Origin of the sequence: Roseobacter sp. OBYS 0001 (genome assembly GCF_019654895.1) — a bacterium.
GTDB classification, from domain to species: domain Bacteria; phylum Pseudomonadota; class Alphaproteobacteria; order Rhodobacterales; family Rhodobacteraceae; genus Roseobacter; species Roseobacter litoralis.
Map to the genome: position 1 here is coordinate 318,037 of NZ_BPES01000001.1, position 23,547 is coordinate 341,583.

Sequence of the window (23,547 nt, forward strand, 5' to 3'; positions counted from 1 at the left end):
TCTGTATTCGTCGGCGCCATGCAACGTGAATGGTATGCCAAACGGTTTTGCAGCATGTGTCGCACCGGTTTCAGGCGCGATGAGCCGTCTCTGACGGCAGGCCGGTGCACGCTTTGCCGAGGCGTCGCACATCACTGGACCAGCTGACGTCGTCCAGTGCCGGTGACGAAAGGGCGTGCTTTGGTAACAGACGGTTGGGGTGGCTGTTCATCTGGAAGGTTTTTATTGCCGGGTCGCAAAGGTGTGTCATGATAATTTGATCGCAAAGAAGGCAATTTTTCCGTCTAATCGGTATTGCATAACAGAACATCCTCGCCTAAACGATGCGTCGCGAATATTGAGAATTCTGAGGGCGGTTACAAAGTAATTGCATTTTAGGATTTCTAAATTACGCCATGACCTGAAAGCTTGGCTGTTTTCGGTCTGCCCCTATAGCTCAGCTGGTAGAGCAATTGATTTGTAATCAATAGGTCCGCGGTTCGAGTCCGTGTGGGGGCACCATTTCAACGTACATCGAAGCCCAAAGACATCCGATAAACCCTGTTTTACATGGATATTATTGAGACCGTTCGTCCAACTCTGTATTATGATATCCAGCTTCGTACCCCCAGATAGGGGGTATTATTTGGGGTACGGTGAAATTTGAGAAATGAGCGTACCCCCTCGATGCCTTTGAGCGACATCAAGATCAAAAATCTTAAAGTAGGCGAAAAGCCTTACAAAGTTAGCGACTTTGAAAGGCTGTTAATCTTGGTGAAAACAAGCGGGTCTAAGTCTTGGCGCTTCAAATATCGCACCAATGGCCAAGAAAAGCTTCTCGTCATAAGGGCACGTCAAAAGACGATGGAAACAGAGATACATTTCAATTCAGAACGCTCTGACACGTAAGTACATTCGGTCAACTCGTCAGAAAATATCAACTTGGCCGCTAGCATCGATTTCGGCATTTGTAAGAGAAGATCCGAGTATCGATTTGGTAGAGTTCAACTTCAATTTATTTGATGAAATAACTTCGCAAGACACCGGAAAGGAAGTGTCAGAGACGTGACGCTTCAATACTTGGAGAAGAATAGCACAATCCTCCAATGACTGCCGGGTGAAATCCAAAGACTGAATTTTCGTGATCGACACCTCCTCACTGCTTTTCCCCCCTAGTATCAGTTTCCCAAGTTCTTCTTCGACCTCAAAAACTCGGCCTGCTAAGAAATCCAGGTGAATAGACAGCTTTTGCAAAACTGACTGTATTTCAACTGGTTGTGAGGTTTTTCCCATTTATAATCTCCCGACCACGACCTCGATGCAATTTCTGAGGCCGGCTGGTTCAAATGGTTTTTTCAGGTAATTATTCATCCCCAGTTTTTTACCGTGATCAACGATTTGTTGCTCAGCTCGTCCGGTAATTAGAATGAAACCCACACCTTTTGTTTTTGGAGAACTGCGCAAATGATGTAGCAACTGAAGTCCGTCCATTTCGGGCATATTGTAATCGGAAATTACCAAGTGCACGGGATGCGTCGCGATGGACTTCAGTGCATCAATACCGTTTTCGGCTGTGGTAACGTTTCGGACCCCGAATGCGTCCAAAGCTTGTGTAATCAGCCCGCGGCTAGTCGACATATCATCTACAACCAAAATGCGTATTTGATCTCTCAGAGACATTTTCTTTCCTTACAAGCTAATTCTTCATGTGCGTTCTTGTGTCGGTAGGTCGTCGGGCCCTGGTTCGCGAAACCCGACAAATCGGGGTCTGAAATCCGCTCTGAATGTCCAAGAAATAGAAAGCCATCGGGTTTCAGCTGCTTTCTAAAGCGTGGCCATAGCGAATTTTGCGTGACCGCATCAAAGTAAATGATGACGTTGCGACAGAAAATTACATCCATCTGCTGTTTCATTGGCCAGTCGGACAACAAGTTCAGCTCTTTGAAAGTTATTGTTGACTTTATCAAGTTTTTGGCCTGAAACGACGACTCATTTCCGTCGCGACATTCAGAAAAGTACTTTTTTAGCCGATCTTGGTTCACTCCAGACAAAAGTCGTTGCGGATATGTGCCTTCAGATGCGAAGTCCACCACTTTTTGGTCAATGTCTGAAGCCAATATTTTAAAATCGAGTTGAGATAGTTCAGGATAACTGCCCAAAGAAGCCATTGCGATCGAATATGCTTCTTGGCCGTTGGAACATCCGGCTGACCAAACTCTAAAACGACCACCCTTCCGTAGTACATCTATCTTCGCTGGTAACACTTTCGTTTGCAGGATGTCGAAGTGGTGCTGTTCCCGGAAAAAGTGTGATACGTTCGTCGTTAATGCAGAAATCATTTCGCGTCGTTCGGAAATACCATTGTCCGAGCATACGAATTGCGCGTACTTCGGGAAACTGTCGATGCCAACTGCTTTAAGGCGATGCCGCAGCCTCGATTGTATCATTGACATCTTTTCTGCGACTAGTTGCAGACCACTTTCCTTGTAGGCTAGTTCTGCAATAGATTTGAAACTGGTCTCATCTAAACCAGCGGTTTCCAGTTTATCGATCATTATGCTGCGCTACTCTGTTCTTTGGAAACAATTGTAGAAAGATCCAAGACGCGAATCATTCGTTCGTTGATCAAAGTAAGTGCGCTGACCACGTTCTGGCTTGCACTTGGCTGCATCTCTGGCGGTGGCTGTAGATCATCGACAGTTAATGCAATTATGTCGGACACGGCGTCGACAAGAAGTCCAGTCATGCTTTCTTCGTGGTTCACAACGATTATAACATTGCGGTCAGTGTGCTCTCTCGGGCTTAGACCCAATCGTTGCGCTAAGTCCATAACAGGTAATACTGTTCCACGGAGATTGATTACCCCCTTCATGTAGCTCGGGGCGTGGGGCAACGGTGTTGTTCTGGTCCATCCGCGAATTTCTCTTACCGACATAATATCTAAAGAGTATTCTTGATCAGCGAGCTGAAAAGTCAGGAGTTCCAAGGTCTCCGGCGTATCTTTGTCACTCATGTTGTCGCTCCTGATAGAGTAGAACCATGCCCAGGTATGTTAGATCCGATGGCGTTTGTGATGATGTCTGACGTGTCCAAGATCAAAGCGATCTGGCCGTCGCCTAAAATAGTGGCTGCGGCAATTCCTGGGGCGCGATAAAAACTATCGTCCAGACCTTTGATTACGACTTGCCGCTGATCTTGGATACTGTCGATTACGAGCGCCGCGCGACTTTCGTCTTCATGGGCTATCAGTAAAACGACGGAACCTTCATAATCATTGATTGGACCCCTGTACCCTAATTCCTCTCCTAAATCGAAAAGAGGCACAAAGCCGCTTCTTACCCTCACAACGTTTGCGCCGGGCCGGACCATCTCAACGTCATCGTTGCTGAGTGTCAGTGTTTCGATTACTACGTTCAGCGGAAGAACCAGTGTTTCGTCGGCAACCTGAACGACCATTCCGTCCAGTACCGCCAGTGTGAGTGGCAACGAGATTGAAAAGGTTGTCCCTGACCCTGGTGTTGACGAGATTGTAATGCGCCCACCTAAGGCTTGTATCGCCGTCCGCACAACGTCCATCCCCACGCCGCGACCGGATAAGTCGGATACAACTGCCGCGGTCGAGAAGCCGGGTAAGAATAGTAAGTTGTCAATTTCGCTTTCTGACAGCGATGCGTCCTTTGGGATCAACCCCTTGTCGATGGCAATCTGCAGAACCTTCGGTCGGTTGATACCGGCCCCATCATCCGCGACTTCGATGACCACCCGCCCCGATCTGTGTGCAGCAGTAAGCTTGACTTGGCCTTGTGCTGGCTTTCCAGCCGCCAACCTCGCTTCTGTTGTCTCCAAACCATGATCGACAGCATTTCTGATCATATGGGTCAGTGGATCAGCCAACCGCTCAATTACTGTCTTATCGACTTCGGTTCCCTCGCCGTTGGTGACAAGGCGCACATCTTTTTCGACAGCAGCCGAAGATTCACGAACGATTCTAGACATGCGTTGGAAAAGAGACTTAACAGGCTGCGCGCGGATCATCATCACGCTGTCTTGGATGTCCCGGGTCAGTCGCTGAAATTCTTCAAGTCCATTCATAGCGTCGGAGTGGGGAGACAGTCCTGAGCTTTCCAAGCTTTGAGAGAGCATCGCTTGGTTGATGACCAATTCACCAACAAGGTTCACCAGACGTTCAATCCTGTCCAGATCAACGCGAACAACTGATTTAGCCGGCGCGGCAGGGGGTGGCGTTTTCTGTTCTGCCTTCTTTGGCGCGGCGACCTCTTTTGCGGTGTCGGGCTCTGGCTGGGGGGCGGCCGCCAGCGGAACTTCTTCTGGCGCTGGTGTTTCCGTCAGGGCAGGGGCCGCCAATTCGTCAGTCGGGTTTGATGCGACCGCTCCCGTTTCGGCGATATCCTCTTCTTCTGCTTTGTTTTCGGCGGCTTTTTTGATTTCCAAAACACATAAGCCTTCGACAAACTCAAAAGCTGCGGCAATTTCAGCCTCCTCAACTTCCGTTGATAACTCAATGAACCAAGATAAATAGGCGTTCTCAGGGGCGAGGCTGGCAAGATCAGGTACCTGATCCGTTTTACAAGTGACTTTGCACTCGCCCATTTCATTCAAGGCACGCAGAATTTGGAAAGGTTCGTTTCCTGTTTCGTAGAGCTCGTTTTCAGGTTTGAACGTAATTTCATACTTAGAGTGCGACGAGCTCTCTTCTTCGTCGAAACTCAAAGGGGGAAGCAGGTTGATGGTTTCCTCGTCATCACCGTCGCCCAAATCGAGATCGAAAGACAAAACAGCCGGTTGAAAATCAATTTCCTCTTCGACTTCTTCCTCATTAGGAAGCGCGCCGTTTTCACCTAGTAGTTCATCCAGTTGCGAAAGGAGCTTGGCCGTTTCCTCCTCTGGCAGCGTGCCCGCGTCACGGCTGGTGCGCACCAAATCTGAAAGGTGATCTGAGCACTGAAAGAACAGTTTAAGCGCATCTGCATCCGCGACCATGCGCCCAGCACGGATTTCGTCAAGAACTGTTTCGAAGCGATGTGCGAACCTGACAAGCGCCTCCAAACCAAATGCCCCGGCACCGCCTTTGATGGAGTGAACTGCTCTAAAAACAACGTTGATTGTCTCGGGATCACCCGCGCCATCATCAAGAGCTTCGAGGCCATCCTGGAGCGCTTCCAGCAATTCCTCGCATTCAATAAAGAAAGAAGCGCGGATTTCCGCCATTGGATCGTTTGAATCAGTCATTTGCAGCCTCTTACCCAGCGACCATTTGGAGCGCTTTGACGAGTTTGTTGGGATCAAACGGCTTGACGATCCACCCAGTGGCGCCAGCACCCCGTGCGCGCGCCTTCAACTCGGGTGCGGCTTCGGTTGTAAGCACAAGGATTGGCGTGGCACGATGTTTGTCTTGTTCGCGGACGGCGTCGATGAACCCAAAACCATCCATGCGAGGCATGTTGATGTCTGTAATAATGGCATCAGGCTCAAGCCCCTCAAGCACTTCAATGCCGTGAATGCCGTCGTCAGCGGTATGGACTGTAAAGCCCGCGGGTACGAGGGCCAAGCGGATCATATCACGCATCGTGCGGCTGTCATCTACCGCGAGAATTTCGAGTGTCATGGACGCCCCCTTGTCATGGATTCTGGTGTCATTCCCATCACGCGCATCTGATCGAGGACGCGATCGGAGACGTTTGTGATCGAAATTTTGCGATTCTCAGATTGTGCTGTGGCGGCAGCGGATATCACCACCTGCATGCACAAGGCTCCAAAATGTTTTACCTCTGTGAGGTCCAAAACGATTTCCTTGTCCTTGCAGTCTCGCAAGGTCGTCGTCAAACCGGATGCCGCTGCCAGATCCAATTTGGTGTCTAAAACTATTGGTTCGCTCATTCTATCACCGCAAACGTGCTGGTTTTCGAAATGTACATACCGGTCTCCAAATTAGCGCAGTTCTGATCTGTTCCTCGTTTTAGGGGGCAGTCCGTTAAAACGGCGTTACTAGCAGAAAAATTTAGTGCGAAAAAAACCTCCTAGGGATTGAATACTTGTGAAATCCTTGATTCCAAATAAAAAAACCCCCGGCGTTGTGATTGCCGGGGGTCGGTAAGGCGTCAGTTCAAAAAGCGGATCAGGCGCGACGACGGCGACCACCGGTGCGACCTGCACGTCCGCGCCCTTCCTGACCGGGCTTGGGGGCTTCCTTGTTGAACTCGATCCAGGCGCCACCATGCGGGTCGTTGTTGGTCAGGAAATTGGCAGCGCGAATGGCTTCCATCTCTTTTCCGGGGCGCGGTTGGGTCGATCCCAAACCCGTCAACTGGCAAAAGACCTCCAGCTCCATGTCGTCAGGAAACACCACGCCTGCTGCGGCGAGCTCCAGTTTTTTGGCTTCGATTTTAGCCGCCGGAACGGGCAGGGCCACCGGGTTCATAATCGCGGACGTCATGCCTGCCCCCATGGCCATTGGCAAAAACGCATTGTTGATGCCATGGCGATTGGGCAGGCCAAAGCTTATGTTGGAGGCGCCGCACGTGGTGTTAACGCCTAATTCTTCGCGCAAACGCCGCACAAGCGTGAAAACCTGATGGCCAGCTGTTGCCATTGCACCGATGGGCATCACGAGCGGGTCAACAACGATATCATGCGCCGGGATGCCGAAATCAGCGGCACGCTCTACAATCTTCTTTGCGACTGCAAAGCGCACATCCGGATCTTCCGATATCCCTGTATCATCGTTTGAAATGGCCACTACGGGGACGTTGTATTTCTTGACCAATGGCAAAACGACTTCCAGCCGTTCTTCTTCCCCGGTGACGGAGTTCAGCAAGGGGCGACCTTCGGCGGCCTCAAGGCCCGATTCCAGCGCGCCAGGCACCGAGCTGTCGATACACAGAGGCGCGTCAACAATGGCCTGCACCCGCAATATCAACTCGCGCATCAAAGGAGGTTCGACGAAGTTGTTATCTGCATAGCGCGCGTCTTCGGCCATTTTATTTGAGAACACAGCGCCCGAATTAATGTCCAGCACGGTTGCCCCCGCAGCGACCTGCGCAATTGCATCCGCCTCGACGGTGGAAAAGTCGCCCGCTTCCAGTTCAAGCGCCAGTTTTTTGCGCCCTGTCGGGTTAATGCGTTCCCCAATCACGCAAAAGGGCTGATCAAACCCGATGATCGCAGTCTTGGTTTTTGATTCGACGATTGTCTTTGTCATCAGGGATAAGTCCTTGGATCAGGCGTTTGCCGGTGTTGCGGAGGATCCGCCGTTTTCGATGGCCCAGTTGGCGTTTGTCTTGATCCCGCCGAGTGGGAAGAAATGAACATGCGTGACGTTAAAATCGGGGTTGGCTGCCTTGTGGTCTGCCAATTGCGAAACGACGTCCATCGGTTCGTAGGGCAGAAGCAGTTTCGTGACATCCATCGCGCGTTTCTGCAGCACCTTGAGCGATGGGCCAACGCCACAGGCAATCGCGAACTTGATCAGCGTTTGCAGCTTGGCCGGACCGGCGATGCCGATGTGAACGGGCAGGGTGATCCCTTCGGCAGCAATACCGTCTGCCCATTTGATAATTGGCTTGGCATCAAAGGCAAATTGCGTGGCGATGGCCAGTTGTGCATCTGTTCTGGATTGGAAATCGTTTTTCCACCGCAATGCAGCGCTGACATTTTTCATCGACCCATCTGCGTCAATATCCCTGTTGCCTTCGGGGTGGCCCGCAACATGCAGGCGTTTGAAGCCGGCTTCATCAAAGAGACCCGTTTCCATCAGTTGCATGGAGCTGTCAAAATCACCGTGCGGGGAGTCTACGCCACCTGCCAGCAACAACGCCTGTGAAACATTCGCCTCGCCCTGATACCTTGCGATCCAGTCTTTCAGCATGTCGCGGTCTTTGATGATCCGGGCAGGAAAATGGGGCATCACCGCAAAACCGTCTTCGTTGAGGCGCTTTGCCGTTGCCACCATCTCTTGAATGGGTGTCCCTTCGATGTGGGCGATGTAAACCCGCGTGCCCTCGGGCAGCAAACTGCGGAAATCTTCCACTTTCTCGGCGGTGCGCGGCATCACCTCGATAGAGTAGTCGCGCAGAAAGGCCTCAACCGCTGGGTTCACGGAGGGGGAGGCGGACGCATCTCTGCGCTTGAAATTCAACAATGCCACAAGGCGTTCCTTTCGAGACAGGAGTGTATCTATCAGATTGGCCAGATTCAGGCCCAACCATCGTTATCAATCAGCGCCTTGAGGCGCGCGCGGTCAAATTCAGCGTCCAATCGGGCGGCCTCGGCATCTGCAATCTCATCCGGCGTTCCCGGCATTTCCACAGGTGCTGCCTTGCGCCATTCTGCAAGATAGGCATCCGTATCGCCTGCGCCAACCTTCATGGCCGCACGGTCGATCGCCTGCTCGAACCGCTCTGGCAGCGGTCGTTTTGATCCGCGACGCCCTTTTCCCACAATCACCTGAGCGGGGATATCGCGCCAATATACAATCGTGACTTCGGGCATCGTGATTCCTACCTGTTGTTTATCCTGTCTAACGATCCGACTTTGTCGGATACGGGTGAATTTCGACAAAATAGGCCCTGTCCGCGACGTGGCGGTTTGCAACAGATCGGAAAATGCCCAGCGAGAGGCATGCGCGCCCCTCCATGCACGGTACTTTTGACAATGGACTGACTGCGAAAACCAAAGGAAAGGGTGCGCCCGCGCTTGCGCAGCAGACACACAGCCGTTAGCGTAAACCTAACTCGAAATGAAAGGCGCAACCCATGGCGCCACAGCGTCACAAAGGTGCGGGCGCGCTCAAAAGTAAGACGGCTCTGAGCCCCGCGCCAGTTCCGCCCCGATCAGGTGAGCTTTTTGCAGCCCTTGATCTGGGTACAAATAGTTGCCGCATGTTAATCGCGCAGCCAGAAGGCAGCGGGTTTCATGTCGTCGACAGCTTTTCCAAATCGGTGCAACTGGGCGCTGGTCTGGAAAAAACCGGGCGTTTGTCGCGCGGATCCATGACTCGTACCATTCAGGCATTGCGCGTGTGCCAGCAGAAACTGAAGCGCAACAAGGTGCGATACATGCGTCTGGTCGCGACCGAGGCCTGTCGCCGTGCGCAGAACGCGGATGAGTTCATTCGTCGTGTGCAACGCGAAACGGGGCTGCGTCTGGATATCATCAAGGCGCAGGAAGAAGCCCAACTGGCCGTGATCTCCTGCGCGCCGCTGGTCAGTCGCTGTACCGAGAACCTTCTGGTGGTCGATATTGGCGGTGGGTCCACCGAACTGGTCTGGATTGACCTCAAGGATGTCCCCAAGAATGATCGGACACGCTCTATCATGCATCTCAACGCTGGGTTTGCCCAAGGGTTGAGTGATGTGCCCGCGGCGCGTGTTGTCGACTGGATTTCGGTTCCTTTGGGCGTTGCGACGTTGCGGGATCAGTTCAATGACGTGGATGATGATGCGGCGCGCTTTGCGTTGATGAGTTGGTTTTTTGAGGAAAACCTGTCAGACTTTGCACCCTATCATAATACGCAACCGCAGGAAAAATTTCAGATTGTCGGCACCTCTGGCACTGTCACGACGGTTGCGGCAAGCCACTTGGGACTGAAACGGTACGACCGTAAAAAGGTGGATGGTCTTCATATGACGACAGATCAGATTGACCGTGTAATACGCTCATACCTCGCCTTGGGGCCGGATGGGCGGCGTGCGGATCCGCGCATCGGGGCGGACCGTCACGCGCTGATCATGTCGGGTGCTGCGATCTTGCAGGCGCTGATGCGCTGTTGGCCGACGGACCGGTTATCTGTGGCGGATCGCGGCCTACGCGAAGGGCTGCTTTATGCTCAGATGAGCGCGCAGGGTGTGTTGGAGGACGGAGCGTTCTGATGGTGAAAAAACCGGGCAGTCAAAATACATCCGGGCGTGGGCAGCGCGATCTGAAAGTTAAGGTCAAAACCGCGCGTGGGCGCAAGCTCAGCTCAACACGCTGGCTTCAACGACAATTGAACGATCCTTACGTCAAACGCGCGCGCACTGAGGGGTATCGCGGTCGTGCGGCCTATAAGATTCTGGAACTGGACGACAGGTTCCGCTTTCTGGTGCCCGGCGCGCGTGTGGTTGATCTGGGTTGTGCGCCCGGTGGCTGGTGTCAGGTTGCCGTTAAACGCGTGAATGCGCTGGGGGAGCGGACAAGCAAGGCGCAGGGCAGTGTTCTGGGTGTCGATTTGCAGGAGATGGAGCCGATCGCGGGTGCCGACCTTTACCAGTTGGATTTCATGGCTGATGACGCGGATCAGCAAGTGCGGGCGTGGATGGGCGGCAAGGCCGCTGTGGTGATGTCTGATATGGCTGCCTCAAGCTCCGGGCATAAGCAAACGGATCATTTGCGCATTATTGCCCTGTGTGAAGCTGCGGCTTATTTTGCATTTGATGTTTTGGAAGAGGGCGGCACCTTTGTGGCAAAAGTGCTTGCTGGTGGCGCAGAGGGCGAGCTGCAAAAGCTGTTGAAACAACGATTTACAAAAGTTTCGAATATAAAACCGCCCGCCTCGCGGCAGGACAGTTCAGAGAAATTTGTTGTCGCAACCGGATTTCGCGCCGAAATCTGAACCCTTTTACCTCGTATTAAACTCAACCTGCCTATTTTGCGGCAGTAGCCAAGCCATGTTGGCCGGCCATTTAATTAATGAGGGAACCTGAATATGTTTCGCACTATTTTGCTGTCCGCACCTTTGGTTTTTGCAGCTAGTCTTGCTCAAGCGGTGGATGCACCGCCTGCAATGCGCGCATTTGTCGAGGCTGACGTTATGAGTTGGGCGCAATCTGCGCAGGTTGTTGATGCAATCAATTCTCAAAACGCTGAAACCGCCGGAAGTTCGGAGGCACAGGTCATCGAATGGGACACATCCTGGCGTGCACAGGTCGGACAATCGGATCAGCCTTTGATCAGCGACGTTATGGGGCGCGATCTTTCCACCTTTCTGGGTGAGCAGGTTGAGGCGTCGGGCGGACGGATCACTGAAATATTTGTCATGGATGCCTTGGGTCTGAATGTTGCGGCAAGCGATGTCACCTCTGACTATTGGCAGGGTGATGAAGCGAAATTCACCGAAACCTACGGCGCAGGCGCCGGTGCAGTGTTCGTGGATGCCATTGAATTCGACGAGAGCACGCAAAGCTATCAAGGTCAGATTTCCATTACGCTGTCCGATCCGGCAACCGGTCAACCCATTGGCGCGATGACGATCGGTCTGAATGCAGAAGCATTCTTTTGAATGATCCGAGAAGTGTGGGCCCGCTGTCAAACGTGGGTCTGCACCGCCATGGTTTTGAACTGCGCCATGGCTTTAGCGGATCGGTGGGCTTTGATCGGTCGGCTTTCGCTATTTGAACAATCGATCATAACAGAACGCGTCTTGATGGATGCCACCTTTAGTGCCTTGTCTTTTATTGCCGGGCGACGCTCAGCAGCGTGAAACCGAACATCTGACGCCCTGAGCGTGCTAGTTCGAGCCCGCATCGACGCTAGGAATTACTGACAACAGGCCAAAGTTGTCCGCATAGACCGGTGTCGTTTCGCCCGTGTCTGGCCGCGACAAGATTCTAAAAACCGACGTAAAAGGTTTGCTGTATCGCGCCTTACCCCGTTAAGCTGATGCTATTCATGATTGGCAGACGCGCGCATGGGGGTGCGTTCTATCGAAAAGACATTGTTCAAGTTCATTTGGCGCCACTCAAAGCGCGACCAGTTCATTCTTTTGGCAGTGACATTAACACTGTTCCCGTTCTTGTATTTGACCCTCGAGTTACCCAAGCGGATCATCAACGATGCAATTGGCTCTCAGATGGCAGTCATTTCGGTTGCGGGTTTTGAGTTTACTCAGGTCCAGTTCCTTTGGCTCTTATGCATGGCTTTCTTGCTGTCGGTACTGGTGCATGGCCTGCTGAAAATGCGAATCAACACAATGAAGGGTGTGTTGTCTGAACGAATGCTGCGCCGGCTGAGGTATGGTCTGATAGAGCGGATGCTGCGCTTCCCCAAACCGTATTTTCGGCGCACATCGCAAGGCGAGCTCGTCGCAATGATTACCGGTGAGACAGAACCTATGGGTGGGATGATGGGGGATGCATTGGCGCAGCCTGTCTTGCAAGCCGGACAAATGTTGACGATCCTCATGTTTTTATTCTTGCAAAGCGTTTGGTTTGGGTTGGCTGCTATTGCTTTGATCCCGCTGCAGGCCTGGCTGATCCCAAAATTACAGCGCCAGATCAACATCATGAACAAGGCCCGGATCAAAGAGGTACGCGCGCTTGCGGCTTTGATTGGCGAGACGGCGAATGGTGTCGGCGATTTGCGCCAAAACGGTGGATGGCGTTACCGTCTCGCTCTGGTCACGCAGCGGTTGGGGATCGTCTACGCGATCCGGTTTCGTATCTACCAAAAGAAGTTCTTTATGAAGTTTATCAATAACTTCATCACGCAACTGACGCCGTTTTTCTTTTTTGCAGTGGGGGGGTATCTCGTTATTCAAGGCGCTGTATCGCTTGGTGCTCTGGTTGCAGCCTTGGCGGCTTACAAAGACCTGAGCTCACCCTGGAAAGAGCTTTTGGCCTATTACAATCAGGCGCAGGATATGAGTCTGCGATGGGAAACCGTCGTTGATAAATTCTCGCCCACAGGTGTCATTGATGAGACCCTGATACATGATCAGTCCCCCACTGACGTGCGCTTGAATGGCGATCTGGCCATGAAAGACGTCAATGTGATGGATGCGGATGGTAACATGGTGCTGGAAGGGATCACACTGAATGCGCCACCCGGCGCCTTGGTCGCGATTGAGGCGCAAAGCGAGGAAGACCGGCAAGCCCTCGCCGATGTGCTGACCAGAGAGGTCATGCCCCTCAGCGGTACAATCCATATCAACGGTCATGCGTTGCGCAGTCTACACCAGACAACGCTCGCGCACCGGATTGGTCACGCCACATCGCATCCCGCGCTTTTTCGCGGTTCATTTGGCGATAACGTGATGATGTCGATGTTTCAGGCTTTGCCACAAAAGCCAACGGAAGATCAGCAACATACGATCACAGAAGCATTGGCATCAGGCAACAGCCCGGACCTGGCTGACACAGATTGGATTGATCCTGATCGGGCGGGAGAAGCAGACAAAGAAGCGCTGCGCCGCTGGTGGTTAACACTTATTGATGCAATCGGATCGGACGGGCCCATCTACCGCAAATCCCTGGATCAGATCGTAACAGGTGAAGTGTCAACGGATTTGCAGCAAAAGTTGGTCGAATGTCGTCCCATAGTCTGGGCCGCTCTGAAAGAGGCGGCGCTGGAAAAATACGTACACCGATTTGATCCTCAGGCCTACAACCCGGCATTGCCCGTGACCAGCAATTTGATTTTTGCCACGCTCAGGCAGGCGATGACACAGGATCAATTGGCGCAACAGACCGAATTTTTCGCACTTCTGCGGCGGCTCAATCTGGAAAGCAGTCTTTTGTCGCTTGCCAAAGACGTCATCGAATTGCTGGCCCAGACTTTTGGCCAAGACGGAACCGAACACCCATTGTTCCGTAAGCTTGGTCTTGAACCTGCGTTTTTTGAGAAGTCTTTACAGGTCATAGCTTCGGCAAAAGACAAGCCGCTGGAGCGTCTGTCGGAAGCAGATAAAGCTGTTTTGATGACCATCCCGGCACAAATAACCGCCGAGCAGATCGGCCCTGCCTTTACCGAAACAATGAAACAGCAAATCGTGACGCAACGCGTTCAAAACCGCGAGAAACTCATGGACTCGCTGGGTGACATATATGCGCCCCTTGACCCCTCACGCGTGGCAGAAGGTGTATCCGTTCTTGAGAATGCACTTTTTGGCAAGTTGTCTGACAGTGCAGGCGCGCGGGCGGATGATGTGCGACGGCGCGTGTCGGAAGTGCTGGAGGAAGAGGGGCTGAAATCGCAGGTCATTGATCTGATTTATGATGTTCCACTTGAATTGAACGGATCGAACCTACCTGCCGTATTTGCCGAGGCGCTCGCGGTGATGCGCGCTACGATCAAGCGCCCTGATATACTTATCATGGAGCAGACACTCACCAGTTATGACATGGATCTACGCGTCACAGCGCATAAAAATATCCGAAAACTGTTACCCGATGCCACGATGATCTATATTTCGGACCGTTTCGAGGATGTCGAGAGGTTCGATGTTCATCTTGAAATCGTGCAAGGGCGCATGCAAGCAGCAGAACCCATTGAAAACACCCCAGAAGACTCGGTGGCGCGTGCGGATTTGCAGCGCAAGTTACGAGCGCTTGAGGCCACCGATCTGTTCTCGGGCTTGAACCGTCGTCAACTGCGTTTGCTTGCCTTCGGGGCGAAGTGGTTTGAGGCCGAAGCAGGGGATACGATTTTTTCCAAGGGCGATGATCCAACGGACGGCGCATATATGATCCTGTCTGGTGAAGCAAACCTGCTGAAACCCTCGGATGAGGGGCATGAGACGCTGATTGCGACGGTCGAGCCGGGCAAGCTGGTCGGGGAATTGGGTCTCATCCGCAACGAACCGCGTGCGCTCACGATGCGAGCAAAATCTGACGTGATGGCGTTGCGTATTGGCGCAGAGGAATTTCTGGCAGTCGTGGAAAACGATGCTGCAACCGCGTTCAAGCTCTTGCAGGTGGTTGCGGGATACGCAGGTAATTAAGCCTGTGATGCGCTGGTAGGTTCCGTGTCGTCTCAGGTGCCGGGTAGGCTTGCGATTGCTCAATCCGTGTGATCGTGAGCCATGTGAATGAGGCGAGAACATTGAGATGTATTCACAAGCAGCACGGCCTTTGGGGTTTATCGGTTCGCAGCCTCTTGCACCTTGGCTGCGACGCACATAGAAGAGCGGAAATTTGATATCCGCGTCTGTCTGGCGCGCCTTACCCTATGGAGCACATATGCAGGTTACCGAGACGCTGAACGAAGGTTTGAAACGCGGCTATGCCATCAAAGTAACCGCGGCGGAACTGGATGCCAAAGTCAACGAAAAGCTGGCAGAAGCCCAGCCCGAAGTTGAAATGAAAGGCTTTCGCAAGGGCAAGGTGCCCATGGCGCTGCTGAAAAAGCAGTTCGGTCAGAAGGTCATGGGCGAAGCGATGCAGGAAAGTATTGACGGCGCGATGAGCGACCATTTCACAGCCTGTGGCGATCGCCCGGCGATGCAGCCTGAGGTCAAGATGACCAATGAGGACTGGAAAGAAGGCGACGATATCGAAGTGTCGATGTCGTACGAGGCGCTTCCGGACATTCCTGACGTTGATTTTTCCACGATCGAACTTGAAAAAATGACCGTCAAAGCGGATGACGCAGCGATTGACGAAGCCTTGGGCAATCTGGCGGAAACGGCGCAGAATTTCGAAAGCCGCAAAAAGGGTTCGAAGGCGAAGGACGGCGATCAGATCGTCATGGATTTCTTGGGTAAAGTCGACGATGTGGCGTTTGACGGCGGTGCGGCTGAAGATTATCCTCTTGTGCTTGGATCAAACTCGTTCATCCCGGGATTTGAAGAGCAGCTGGTTGGCGCCAAGGCGGGGGACGAAACCTCGGTTACCGTTACATTCCCGGAAAACTACCAAGCCGAAAACCTTGCCGGCAAGGAAGCAGTTTTTGAATGCACCGTCAAAGAGGTCAAAAAGCCTGTCGCAGCGGAAATTGATGACGAATTGGCAAAGAAGTTCGGCGCCGAAGATCTCGCGGCCCTCAAAGGTCAGATTGCAGAGCGTCTTGAAGCAGAATATGCGGGTGCGGCACGCGCTATCATGAAACGTTCGTTGCTCGATGCCTTGGATGATATCGTCGACTTTGATTTGCCGCCATCACTGGTCAGTGCCGAAGCGGGTCAAATCGCACACCAACTCTGGCACGAGGAAAACCCGGACGTCGAAGGGCATGACCATCCGGAAATCACGCCGACGGATGAACACACAAAACTGGCTGAACGCCGCGTGCGTCTTGGCCTGCTGCTGGCCGATATTGGTCAGAAGGCAGAGGTCGAGGTAACGGACGCAGAAATGAGTCAGGCGATCATGAATCAGGCGCGTCAATACCCTGGTCAGGAGCGTCAGTTCTTTGAGTTCGTGCAGCAAAACCAGCAGATGCAGCAACAAATGCGCGCGCCGATTTTCGAAGACAAGGTCGTTGACCATGTATTCGAGGGCGCAAAGGTAGCGGAAAAAGAAGTCTCCAAGGACGATCTTCAGAAAGCTGTTGAGGCGCTCGAAGAAGAGTAAACCACTCTCCTTCAGTCGATTATCAGAACCGGTGTCAGAAATGATGCCGGTTTTTTATTTTTCCCGTCGCGATTTGAAATTCATTCAGTTTAAGGTTGAACGCACCATACACTTGAATTGCAAAGAGGTGCGCGATGACAAAGAGACTTTTGGCCGAATTTTTCGGCACGTTTTGGCTGGTATTCGGAGGTTGCGGCAGCGCTGTTTTGGCCGCTGGCGTTGCTGATGTAGGCATTGGCTGGCTTGGTGTGAGCCTTGCATTTGGCCTGACGGTGATGACGATGGCCTACACGGTGGGCCATATTTCAGGCGGGCATTTCAACCCTGCGGTGTCTCTGGGTCTCATGATTGGCGGCCGGTTTGATGCCAAGGACCTCTTGCCATATTGGGCGGCTCAGGTCGCGGGTGCGGTCGTGGCGGCGGCTGTTCTGTTTGTGGTGGTATCGGGCGGCGTCGGATTTGAGGGCGTTGGCGGATTTGCATCCAATGGCTACGCCGAAGCCTCGCCGCAGGGGTATTCGATGATGTCTGTACTGGTCATCGAGGTGGTGCTGACCGCGTTCTTTCTGATCATCATTCTGGGGTCCACGTCTTCAGGTGCCCCGGCGGGATTTGCGCCCATCGCAATCGGTCTGGGGCTGACGTTGATCCACCTCATTTCGATTCCAGTGTCCAACACTTCGGTCAATCCGGCGCGCTCAACCGGTGTTGCGCTATTTGCAGAGGGCCCTGCGGTGGGCCAACTCTGGCTCTTTTGGGTTGCCCCCCTGATCGGTGCTGCCATCGGCGCGGCGATCTGGAAGATGATGACCACCGACGATTGACGGCGCGGCACAAGGCCGTCCATCGCCTCCCTCGTGAATGGGGGGCGATGCGATCACTAGGCGGAGGACGCCAGCTCGTTTGCCATTTCGTGATTGCGATCCCTGTGGCCGGCTTCGTCAGCGCGTACGGCAATGATGACCTCACGGAGCCGAGCGTCCGGCGGTAACTTCCAATAATCGATGGCGATTTGCGGTGCCGCTATGTTCTGAACACGGCCCGCATCAACTTCTTCCAGATACTGCGTGTAGCTGATGACGGCTTCTTCCTCCAGATAGGCGACGACGCGATGCGCGGTGCGCGGCGCAAACAGGTAGAGCACAAAATACAGATTAAAGAACACGCCTTGCCCTGCGATAATAAGGTAGCGTTCCAGCCGACTGGGTTCGGCTACTTTGATGAATGTCATCAAATGCATGCGTTCGTTTTCGGCTTCATCAAGAAGTTCGCGCACCCATCCTTCGTCATCGCGCAACCTGCGCAGGGCTTTAAGATGCTGCAACATGCCACCGACCATGCCCGGAACCGCCGCGACTGTTTCCAGCACAACGGCGCGGTGCCCGTAACGCTTTGCAAAGAACTTGTCTGCAAAGACGCGCATGAATTTGACCAACCGCAATGCAAAGCGATCGCGGACGTCTTTGGGTGGTGTATGGTGGATCAAGGCGTCTGGGTCTTTGGCCGTTGATTTGTCGAACATCAATTCCTCCTGTTTCTGTCAGGAAATATGATGTGACCAGCGCGCGAAACAAGGTATTGCGTCATTTTGCGCAAGTATCTGGTGTTTCATATCGTTTGTACGTTTGGGCTGTCAGAACAGCGGCGTAAACAAAAAGAACCTTGATCGTGCAAACATTCTATCCGGCTAATGGCGGTGGTGGCGCGAATTGTGTGGCCCCATAAAAAAGGCCGGGACTGACATCCCGGCCTTTCAGTATCGATAATACGTAAAGTTACGCTTTCGCGGTATCTTCGTCTTCGCTTTCATCTGCGGGTGCAACACCAGCAGCGTCCGCCAGATCTTCGTCTTCCGAGGCTGCGGCACCGATATCGTCAAACAGCTCCTGAATTTCGAATTCAGCGGCTGCTTCTTCTTCGGCGGCCAGTTCCTGAATGGACTTACCAGAGGCTTGCAGTTCAGCTTCTTCAACGGAACGCGCGACATTCAACTGAATTGTCGCGTCCACTTCGGGGTGCAGAACCACTTGGACGTCGTGCAGTCCGAGCTCTTTGATCGGGGCCAGCACAACCTGTTTCCGGTCGACAGAAAAGCCTGCTTCGGTTGCCGCCTCGGAGGCGTCACGGGTCGTGACCGAACCATAAAGTGCGCCAGAATCAGAGGCCGAGCGAATCACGATGAACTGTTGTCCATCAAGTTTGGCTGCGAGTGCTTCAGCTTCTTTGCGCGTTTCAAGGTTGCGTGCCTCAAGTTGCGTTTTCTGCTGCTCAAAAGCTTCGATGTTGGATTTTGAGGCCGACAGGGCCTTGCCCTGCGGCAAAAGGAAATTGCGTGCGTAACCGGGTTTGACGTCGACAACTTCGCCCATTTGGCCCAATTTTGCGACACGTTCCAGAAGGATAACTTGCATGATGTTCTCCTTACTTCACTGCGTAGGGCAGAAGGGCCAGAAAGCGGGCACGTTTGATGGCACGGGCCAGCTCACGTTGCTTTTTGGCGGAAACTGCGGTGATGCGGGACGGTACGATCTTGCCACGCTCAGAGATATAGCGCTGCAAAAGACGGGTGTCTTTGTAGTCGATCTTTGGTGCGTTGTCGCCTGAGAAGGGGCAGACCTTACGACGGCGGAAAAATGGTTTGGTAGCCATGGTTTATGTCCTTATCCTAATGTCGATCAACGACGTTCGCGGCGGTCGCCACGCTCTTCGCGCTTCTGCATCTGAACCGATGGCAGTTCCGCGTGTTCATCAACCTTGATCGTCAAAACGCGCATCACATCATCATGCAGACGCATCAGGCGTTCCATCTCATGGACGGCCGGTGCAGGCGCATCAGAGCGCAGGAATGCATAGTGACCCTTGCGGTTCTTGTTGATCTTGTACGCCATCGTTTTGACGCCCCAGTACTCGTGATCCACGAGTGCGCCACCGTTGTCGGACAGGACGGTTCCAAAATGTTCGATCAACCCTTCGGCCTGTGTGTTCGACAGGTCCTGACGTGCGATCATAACATGCTCGTATAAAGGCATGTGTCTTCCTTATTTATATCAGGGCGCATTTCAAAGGCAGGGCTTTCCCCTTTTGCGGCCCCACCACGAGAGACTGCGCGGTTCAAAATTCTTGCAAAAGGAAGTGCTGCGTATACACGGTTTCTGTCATGACGCAAGGCTGCGCGCGCACATGAGATAAGGGGTGCTGGCGATCTGCATTTGCATTGGCCCGAGTGGCTATTTTCGCACAAAAAGCACCAAACCGACCTGTTGTGTTCGTATCTGCGCATAACCTGTTCGTGAACGGCATTTGTTTTTGGCACCATCTGCCCCATGTTTTAATCTCACAACAACACGGAGATATCGGCGATGAAAACTCTCGTTCTAGCGGCAGCACTTGCTGCAACAGCTTCTTTTGCTTCTGCAGCAGACAAATATGTTCTGGATGCCAGCCACAGCCAGGTTCTGTTCAGTTATAACCACCTCGGGTTTTCAACAACCTTTGGCATGTTCTCTGGTTTCGAAGGGGAAATCATGTTTGACGCAGAAAACCCAGCCGGGTCCAGCGTTGCAGTCTCCATGCCAACAATGAGCATGTTTACCGGTTGGGAAGACCGCGAGACACATTTCATGTCGGAAGACTTTTTCGGTGCAACTGACGAAGACATGATTTCTTTCACGTCGTCATCCATCGAAGTCACCGGAGAGAACACTGCGAAGATCACAGGCGATCTCACCATGAACGACGTGACCAAACCCGTGGTGCTGGACGCGGTGCTGAACAAGTCCGGCCCATACCCGTTTGGCCCCAAGCAAGGGACGCCCACGCTGGGCTTTGATGCCACAACCACGCTGCTGCGGTCTGATTTCGAGCTTGGCGCTTTCGCGCCTGCGGTGAGTGATGAGGTCACGGTGCAAATCTCGATTGAAGCGCTTCAGGCGGAATAATCGACCCATATACCGACACGATTGAAAAGGCCGCGCCATGACAGCGCGGCCTTTTTCGTTCAGTCGCTTTCGCTGGCGGTGAGGCTGACGGCAATATTCACCCCAAAGCCCACAGCACTTTCATCCTTTTGTGATTCGCCGACGTTGAAATCCCGGCGGTCGATCTGCAAACCGCCCTGCATTGTTGCGACACCGTCGGACACATCGAGCGTGAAGGGCAGGGTGGCGGGAAGCGTGGTGCCCTTGATGGTCAGCGTGCCGATTGCCGCATAGCCCTGTTCGCCCCGCTCGATTGTGGCATTGAAACTGGCGGTCGGGAAACCTTCGACGTTGAAGAAATCGCTGCCCATGGCATCGGATGTGACCGACCCCAGCGTCAGCGAGCCGATGGAGACGACCACATCCACCGATCCCGCAGGGCCGCTTTGCACGGTTTCGTCAAAGCTGATCGCCGCTGTCCAGTCGGCAAAGCTGCCGGTCACAGCCGAGCCGAGCTGCTGCACGGTGATTTCAAGGGTGCCGTCCTGTACGACCCAATCCGACTGCACCGCTTCGAGGGCGGCGGCCTGAACACTGCCGTCGTGTTTTTCATAAAGACCCAAGCCAGCCCCGGTCGCCACCGCACCGCCCCAGATGACCAGGGCAACGGCCAGCGGCAGCACCGTGGCGTGGCCCGCGTTGACAGCGGGCACCTGCGGGGTGCCGGGCAGCATCCGTCGCAAAGTGCTATCACGGTCGATGAAGTGGTGTTTCAGCGCGCCGGCGGCGTGCAGAAAGATCGACACGACCAGCACGCGTTCGAAGACGATGTGCAAGCCTGCCGTAAACCCGGCGAGCGCCTCTGATTTCGGGATCAGCGGCAGGTTCTGGCCCAAGGGCCACCAGATCGGTGCAAACCCGGAGGTCGCGGCGTGGTGCACCCAGCCCGACATCGGAACCAGCAGCAGTGAACCATAAAGCAGCCAATGCACCGATTGCGCCGCAAGACTTTCCACTTTGCGATCGGCGTGCAGCAGGGCGGGTTTGGGCTGGCTGATGGCCCAGATGATGCGCGCGAGCGCCACAAAGAACACTGTCACGCCGAGCGTTTTGTGCAGCGAAAAGTACCATGCCTTGCGCGTGAGTTGTTCCGAAGTCTCATAGGGCAGGTCATTGGCAAAGATGCCAAGCGGTATCAGCGTCAGGATCAGCAAGGCAGTGAGCCAGTGAAATGTCTTGGCCACGCTTCCATAATGCTGTGTCGTGTTGGAAAGGGTCATCCTGCTTCTCCGGTCGGTGTGCAATTATGAGTAGTGTAGGCGCTTGAGCGGGCAGGGCAATCTGTTGTGGTGCACAGGGTTTGCGCAAAGATGTAGCGCAGGCACTGCCAGCGCGGTGCGACTGGCCGTTGCTCTCGGGGTGCGGGCAGGCTAATCGGGAGGCAGTATAGAAAACCGAAGGGCAGATTTCATGAGCATTGCATTTGTTTTCCCCGGTCAGGGCGCGCAGACGATTGGCATGGGGCGCGCGCTGGCCGAAGCATATCCGGCCGCGCAGGCTGTGTTTGATGAGGTGGATGATGCCTTGGGCGAAAAGCTGAGTGCGTTGATCTGGGCGGGCGATATCGAAACCCTGACGCTGACGCAGAACGCACAACCTGCGTTGATGGCCACGTCAATTGCCGCGATCCGAGCCTTGGCGTCTGAGGGTATCGGCGTTGATAAACTGTCTTTTGTGGCGGGCCACAGCCTTGGGGAATATTCTGCTTTGGCCGCTGCAGGGACGTTCTCGATTGCCGATGCGGCGCGGCTGTTGCGCACGCGCGGGCTAGCGATGCAGCGTGCGGTGCCCGTGGGGCAAGGGGCGATGGCGGCTGTGCTAGGATTGGATTTCGACACGGCGACGGACGTCGCCGCACGCGCTGCACAAGGGCAGGTTTGCCAGATCGCAAATGAGAACGATCCGGCGCAAAACGTGGTATCGGGGGAAAGGGGCGCCGTTGAACGCGCCATCGTGCTGGCCAAGGAGGCAGGCGCGAAACGCGCGCTATTGCTGCCGGTCTCGGCACCGTTCCATTGTGCCTTGATGGCACCGGCGGCGAAAGAAATGGCGCAGGCACTGGAAGAGGTCGAGATGTCAGCGCCACAGGTGCCTTTGGTGGCGAATGTGCTGGGAACGGCCGTGGGGGATCCTGCCCGGATCAAGGAACTGCTGATTGATCAGGTGACAGGGCAGGTGCGCTGGAAAACCTCGGTCGAATGGATGGCCGCGCAGGGCGTGACAGAATTCTGGGAGATCGGCGCGGGCAAAGCCCTCAGCGGGATGATCCGGCGCATCGCAAAAGACAGTGTGTCACGTGCGATCGGCACCCCCGATGATATCAAAGCGGCAGTGAATGCCTGAAGGGAGAAGAATAGATGTTTGATCTGACAGGAAAGACGGCCCTGATCACCGGGGCATCAGGTGGAATCGGCGCGGATATCGCGCGCGCGCTTCATGGTGCGGGGGCAACGGTGGGGTTGTCTGGCACGCGCGTGGCACCCCTTGAGGCGCTTGCGGCGGAGTTGGGCGAGCGGGCGCATGTGCTGCCCTGCAACCTGAGCGATATGGCTGCGGTTGAGGCCTTGCCGAAAGAAGCGGCGGCGGCGATGGGATCGGTGGATATTCTGATCAATAACGCGGGCATCACGCGCGACAATCTGTTCATGCGGATGTCGGATGAGGAATGGAATTCCGTCATTGATGTCAATCTGACGGCCACGTTCAAGCTGTGCAAAGGTGTAATGCGGGGCATGATGAAGGCGCGCTGGGGCCGCATCATCAACATCTCAAGCATCGTGGGGGCGACGGGAAATCCCGGACAGGCGAATTATGCGGCGTCCAAGGCGGGCATGGTCGGCATGTCCAAAAGCCTCGCCTATGAGGTCGCGAGCCGTGGCATTACGGTGAATGCCGTGGCACCGGGTTTCATTGAAACGGCGATGACGGACAAGCTGACGGATGAGCAAAAAGCTGCGATCATGGGGCAGATCCCCGCTGGTCGGATGGGGTCCGCAGGCGAGATTGCGGCCGGTGTTTTATATCTCGCCAGCCCCGAAGCGGGCTATGTCACGGGAACGACCTTGCACGTGAACGGCGGCATGGCCATGTTGTAGCACGCGCAGGCGCGCAACCAGAACAGGATGCACAATGCGTTTGCCATCGTTGCAGCTTGTGATAAAGGGGGCGCAGAATTTAACGTGATGGTAGCATTTGTTACCGCGTAAAGACCCGTTCCAGACAGGCATCTCGATGCAGGAACGGGGATCGAGCCGCCCTTTGGGGCATGCGCTTGCATAACCGGGTAAATTCGGTAAGTGAGCAACCGA

The 23,547-nt window shown here is 54.0% G+C and carries 25 protein-coding genes and 1 tRNA gene; 11 read left to right on the forward strand and 15 right to left on the reverse strand.

Going from position 1 to position 23,547, the window contains the following annotated elements; genetic code table 11:
* Positions 1–425: 425 nt before the first annotated feature.
* Together K5Q35_RS01490 and K5Q35_RS22870 are read left to right on the forward strand one after the other, a co-directional pair.
* Positions 426–501: transfer RNA gene (locus K5Q35_RS01490), tRNA-Thr, on the forward strand.
* 165 nt (positions 502–666) lie between these two features.
* Complete coding sequence (locus K5Q35_RS22870; RefSeq protein ID WP_374758566.1) at positions 667–888, forward strand: Arm DNA-binding domain-containing protein; 222 nt, start codon at positions 667–669, stop codon at positions 886–888.
* 18 nt (positions 889–906) lie between these two features.
* Here K5Q35_RS22870 and K5Q35_RS01495 read toward each other — a convergent pair whose 3' ends face one another.
* From K5Q35_RS01495 to K5Q35_RS01540, 10 genes are all read right to left on the reverse strand, one after another.
* Positions 907–1,272: a hypothetical protein gene (locus tag K5Q35_RS01495; protein WP_013961307.1), complete on the reverse strand. Its 366-nt coding sequence runs from the start codon at positions 1,270–1,272 to the stop codon at positions 907–909.
* Entirely contained in the window at positions 1,273–1,659 is a 387-nt protein-coding gene (locus tag K5Q35_RS01500; RefSeq protein WP_013961308.1) for a response regulator, read from the reverse strand.
* Complete coding sequence (locus tag K5Q35_RS01505) at positions 1,650–2,534, reverse strand: protein-glutamate O-methyltransferase CheR (RefSeq protein ID WP_220798175.1); 885 nt, start codon at positions 2,532–2,534, stop codon at positions 1,650–1,652. Before K5Q35_RS01505 ends, K5Q35_RS01500 begins: the two co-directional genes overlap by 10 nt.
* Positions 2,534–2,992: a chemotaxis protein CheW gene (locus K5Q35_RS01510; protein WP_013961310.1), complete on the reverse strand. Its 459-nt coding sequence runs from the start codon at positions 2,990–2,992 to the stop codon at positions 2,534–2,536. Before K5Q35_RS01510 ends, K5Q35_RS01505 begins: the two co-directional genes overlap by 1 nt.
* Positions 2,989–5,229, reverse strand: coding sequence for a chemotaxis protein CheA (locus tag K5Q35_RS01515; protein ID WP_220798176.1), 2,241 nt, complete (start codon positions 5,227–5,229; stop codon positions 2,989–2,991). Before K5Q35_RS01515 ends, K5Q35_RS01510 begins: the two co-directional genes overlap by 4 nt.
* 10 nt (positions 5,230–5,239) lie before the next feature.
* Positions 5,240–5,605 (reverse strand): response regulator, encoded by a 366-nt coding sequence (locus tag K5Q35_RS01520; RefSeq protein ID WP_011569186.1) that lies wholly within the window; start codon positions 5,603–5,605, stop codon positions 5,240–5,242.
* Positions 5,602–5,877 carry an STAS domain-containing protein gene (locus tag K5Q35_RS22875; protein ID WP_013961312.1) on the reverse strand — a complete coding sequence of 92 codons (276 nt, stop codon included), beginning with the start codon at positions 5,875–5,877 and terminating at the stop codon, positions 5,602–5,604. Before K5Q35_RS22875 ends, K5Q35_RS01520 begins: the two co-directional genes overlap by 4 nt.
* Positions 5,878–6,115: 238 nt before the next feature.
* Positions 6,116–7,198: a methyltetrahydrofolate cobalamin methyltransferase gene (locus tag K5Q35_RS01530; protein WP_220798177.1), complete on the reverse strand. Its 1,083-nt coding sequence runs from the start codon at positions 7,196–7,198 to the stop codon at positions 6,116–6,118.
* Between the two features lie 18 nt (positions 7,199–7,216).
* Positions 7,217–8,143, reverse strand: coding sequence for a methylenetetrahydrofolate reductase (locus K5Q35_RS01535; RefSeq protein ID WP_220798178.1), 927 nt, complete (start codon positions 8,141–8,143; stop codon positions 7,217–7,219).
* A gap of 47 nt (positions 8,144–8,190) precedes the next feature.
* Positions 8,191–8,487 carry a virulence factor gene (locus tag K5Q35_RS01540; protein ID WP_013961315.1) on the reverse strand — a complete coding sequence of 99 codons (297 nt, stop codon included), beginning with the start codon at positions 8,485–8,487 and terminating at the stop codon, positions 8,191–8,193.
* A gap of 263 nt (positions 8,488–8,750) precedes the next feature.
* Between K5Q35_RS01540 and K5Q35_RS01545 the strand changes: the two genes are divergently transcribed.
* From K5Q35_RS01545 to aqpZ, 6 genes are all read left to right on the forward strand, one after another.
* Positions 8,751–9,866, forward strand: a complete 1,116-nt coding sequence (locus tag K5Q35_RS01545) for a Ppx/GppA phosphatase family protein (protein WP_220798179.1) — start codon at positions 8,751–8,753, stop codon at positions 9,864–9,866.
* The gene (locus K5Q35_RS01550; protein ID WP_220798180.1) at positions 9,866–10,588 is read left to right on the forward strand and encodes an RlmE family RNA methyltransferase; all 723 of its coding nucleotides are present in this window, start codon (positions 9,866–9,868) and stop codon (positions 10,586–10,588) included. Before K5Q35_RS01545 ends, K5Q35_RS01550 begins: the two co-directional genes overlap by 1 nt.
* 93 nt (positions 10,589–10,681) lie before the next feature.
* On the forward strand, positions 10,682–11,254 hold the full coding sequence (locus K5Q35_RS01555; protein ID WP_220798181.1) for a hypothetical protein: 573 nt from the start codon (positions 10,682–10,684) through the stop codon (positions 11,252–11,254).
* 408 nt (positions 11,255–11,662) lie between these two features.
* Positions 11,663–14,692: a cyclic nucleotide-binding domain-containing protein gene (locus K5Q35_RS01560; protein WP_220798182.1), complete on the forward strand. Its 3,030-nt coding sequence runs from the start codon at positions 11,663–11,665 to the stop codon at positions 14,690–14,692.
* Positions 14,693–14,930: 238 nt separating this feature from the next.
* Entirely contained in the window at positions 14,931–16,262 is a 1,332-nt protein-coding gene (tig, locus tag K5Q35_RS01565; protein ID WP_013961321.1) for a trigger factor, read from the forward strand.
* A 134-nt stretch (positions 16,263–16,396) separates the two neighbouring features.
* Complete coding sequence (gene aqpZ, locus K5Q35_RS01570; protein ID WP_220798183.1) at positions 16,397–17,086, forward strand: aquaporin Z; 690 nt, start codon at positions 16,397–16,399, stop codon at positions 17,084–17,086.
* A gap of 56 nt (positions 17,087–17,142) precedes the next feature.
* Here the strand turns inward: aqpZ and K5Q35_RS01575 are convergent, their stop codons facing one another.
* From K5Q35_RS01575 to rpsF, 4 genes are all read right to left on the reverse strand, one after another.
* Positions 17,143–17,784: an alternative oxidase gene (locus K5Q35_RS01575; RefSeq protein WP_013961323.1), complete on the reverse strand. Its 642-nt coding sequence runs from the start codon at positions 17,782–17,784 to the stop codon at positions 17,143–17,145.
* 253 nt (positions 17,785–18,037) lie between these two features.
* Positions 18,038–18,673, reverse strand: coding sequence for a 50S ribosomal protein L9 (rplI, locus tag K5Q35_RS01580; protein ID WP_013961324.1), 636 nt, complete (start codon positions 18,671–18,673; stop codon positions 18,038–18,040).
* A gap of 10 nt (positions 18,674–18,683) precedes the next feature.
* The gene (gene rpsR / locus K5Q35_RS01585; protein ID WP_013961325.1) at positions 18,684–18,911 is read right to left on the reverse strand and encodes a 30S ribosomal protein S18; all 228 of its coding nucleotides are present in this window, start codon (positions 18,909–18,911) and stop codon (positions 18,684–18,686) included.
* Between the two features lie 26 nt (positions 18,912–18,937).
* Positions 18,938–19,291, reverse strand: a complete 354-nt coding sequence (gene rpsF, locus K5Q35_RS01590) for a 30S ribosomal protein S6 (protein WP_013961326.1) — start codon at positions 19,289–19,291, stop codon at positions 18,938–18,940.
* 330 nt (positions 19,292–19,621) lie between these two features.
* Here rpsF and K5Q35_RS01595 point away from each other — a divergent pair, with 330 nt between their 5' ends.
* Positions 19,622–20,200: a YceI family protein gene (locus tag K5Q35_RS01595; protein WP_013961327.1), complete on the forward strand. Its 579-nt coding sequence runs from the start codon at positions 19,622–19,624 to the stop codon at positions 20,198–20,200.
* A gap of 59 nt (positions 20,201–20,259) precedes the next feature.
* Here K5Q35_RS01595 and K5Q35_RS01600 read toward each other — a convergent pair whose 3' ends face one another.
* A complete protein-coding gene (locus tag K5Q35_RS01600) occupies positions 20,260–21,459 on the reverse strand; it encodes a cytochrome b/b6 domain-containing protein (RefSeq protein WP_220798184.1) in 1,200 nt (399 codons plus the stop codon).
* 190 nt (positions 21,460–21,649) lie between these two features.
* Here K5Q35_RS01600 and fabD point away from each other — a divergent pair, with 190 nt between their 5' ends.
* Positions 21,650–22,582, forward strand: a complete 933-nt coding sequence (gene fabD, locus K5Q35_RS01605) for an ACP S-malonyltransferase (protein ID WP_220798185.1) — start codon at positions 21,650–21,652, stop codon at positions 22,580–22,582.
* Between the two features lie 14 nt (positions 22,583–22,596).
* On the forward strand, positions 22,597–23,334 hold the full coding sequence (gene fabG / locus K5Q35_RS01610) for a 3-oxoacyl-[acyl-carrier-protein] reductase (protein WP_013961330.1): 738 nt from the start codon (positions 22,597–22,599) through the stop codon (positions 23,332–23,334).
* Positions 23,335–23,547 lie beyond the last annotated feature (213 nt).

Excerpts from the sequence above, each read along its gene's own strand:
- K5Q35_RS22870 (WP_374758566.1), top strand. The coding sequence starts at position 667 with ATGCCTTTGAGCGACATCAAGATCAAAAATCTTAAAGTAGGCGAAAAG.
- K5Q35_RS01495 (WP_013961307.1), bottom strand. The coding sequence starts at position 1,272 with ATGGGAAAAACCTCACAACCAGTTGAAATACAGTCAGTTTTGCAAAAG.
- K5Q35_RS01500 (WP_013961308.1), bottom strand. The coding sequence starts at position 1,659 with ATGTCTCTGAGAGATCAAATACGCATTTTGGTTGTAGATGATATGTCG.
- K5Q35_RS01505 (WP_220798175.1), bottom strand. The coding sequence starts at position 2,534 with ATGATCGATAAACTGGAAACCGCTGGTTTAGATGAGACCAGTTTCAAA.
- K5Q35_RS01510 (WP_013961310.1), bottom strand. The coding sequence starts at position 2,992 with ATGAGTGACAAAGATACGCCGGAGACCTTGGAACTCCTGACTTTTCAG.
- K5Q35_RS01515 (WP_220798176.1), bottom strand. The coding sequence starts at position 5,229 with ATGACTGATTCAAACGATCCAATGGCGGAAATCCGCGCTTCTTTCTTT.
- K5Q35_RS01520 (WP_011569186.1), bottom strand. The coding sequence starts at position 5,605 with ATGACACTCGAAATTCTCGCGGTAGATGACAGCCGCACGATGCGTGAT.
- K5Q35_RS22875 (WP_013961312.1), bottom strand. The coding sequence starts at position 5,877 with ATGAGCGAACCAATAGTTTTAGACACCAAATTGGATCTGGCAGCGGCA.
- K5Q35_RS01530 (WP_220798177.1), bottom strand. The coding sequence starts at position 7,198 with ATGACAAAGACAATCGTCGAATCAAAAACCAAGACTGCGATCATCGGG.
- K5Q35_RS01540 (WP_013961315.1), bottom strand. The coding sequence starts at position 8,487 with ATGCCCGAAGTCACGATTGTATATTGGCGCGATATCCCCGCTCAGGTG.
- K5Q35_RS01545 (WP_220798179.1), top strand. The coding sequence starts at position 8,751 with ATGGCGCCACAGCGTCACAAAGGTGCGGGCGCGCTCAAAAGTAAGACG.
- K5Q35_RS01550 (WP_220798180.1), top strand. The coding sequence starts at position 9,866 with ATGGTGAAAAAACCGGGCAGTCAAAATACATCCGGGCGTGGGCAGCGC.
- K5Q35_RS01555 (WP_220798181.1), top strand. The coding sequence starts at position 10,682 with ATGTTTCGCACTATTTTGCTGTCCGCACCTTTGGTTTTTGCAGCTAGT.
- K5Q35_RS01560 (WP_220798182.1), top strand. The coding sequence starts at position 11,663 with ATGGGGGTGCGTTCTATCGAAAAGACATTGTTCAAGTTCATTTGGCGC.
- tig (WP_013961321.1), top strand. The coding sequence starts at position 14,931 with ATGCAGGTTACCGAGACGCTGAACGAAGGTTTGAAACGCGGCTATGCC.
- aqpZ (WP_220798183.1), top strand. The coding sequence starts at position 16,397 with ATGACAAAGAGACTTTTGGCCGAATTTTTCGGCACGTTTTGGCTGGTA.
- K5Q35_RS01575 (WP_013961323.1), bottom strand. The coding sequence starts at position 17,784 with ATGTTCGACAAATCAACGGCCAAAGACCCAGACGCCTTGATCCACCAT.
- rplI (WP_013961324.1), bottom strand. The coding sequence starts at position 18,673 with ATGCAAGTTATCCTTCTGGAACGTGTCGCAAAATTGGGCCAAATGGGC.
- rpsR (WP_013961325.1), bottom strand. The coding sequence starts at position 18,911 with ATGGCTACCAAACCATTTTTCCGCCGTCGTAAGGTCTGCCCCTTCTCA.
- rpsF (WP_013961326.1), bottom strand. The coding sequence starts at position 19,291 with ATGCCTTTATACGAGCATGTTATGATCGCACGTCAGGACCTGTCGAAC.
- K5Q35_RS01595 (WP_013961327.1), top strand. The coding sequence starts at position 19,622 with ATGAAAACTCTCGTTCTAGCGGCAGCACTTGCTGCAACAGCTTCTTTT.
- K5Q35_RS01600 (WP_220798184.1), bottom strand. The coding sequence starts at position 21,459 with ATGACCCTTTCCAACACGACACAGCATTATGGAAGCGTGGCCAAGACA.
- fabD (WP_220798185.1), top strand. The coding sequence starts at position 21,650 with ATGAGCATTGCATTTGTTTTCCCCGGTCAGGGCGCGCAGACGATTGGC.
- fabG (WP_013961330.1), top strand. The coding sequence starts at position 22,597 with ATGTTTGATCTGACAGGAAAGACGGCCCTGATCACCGGGGCATCAGGT.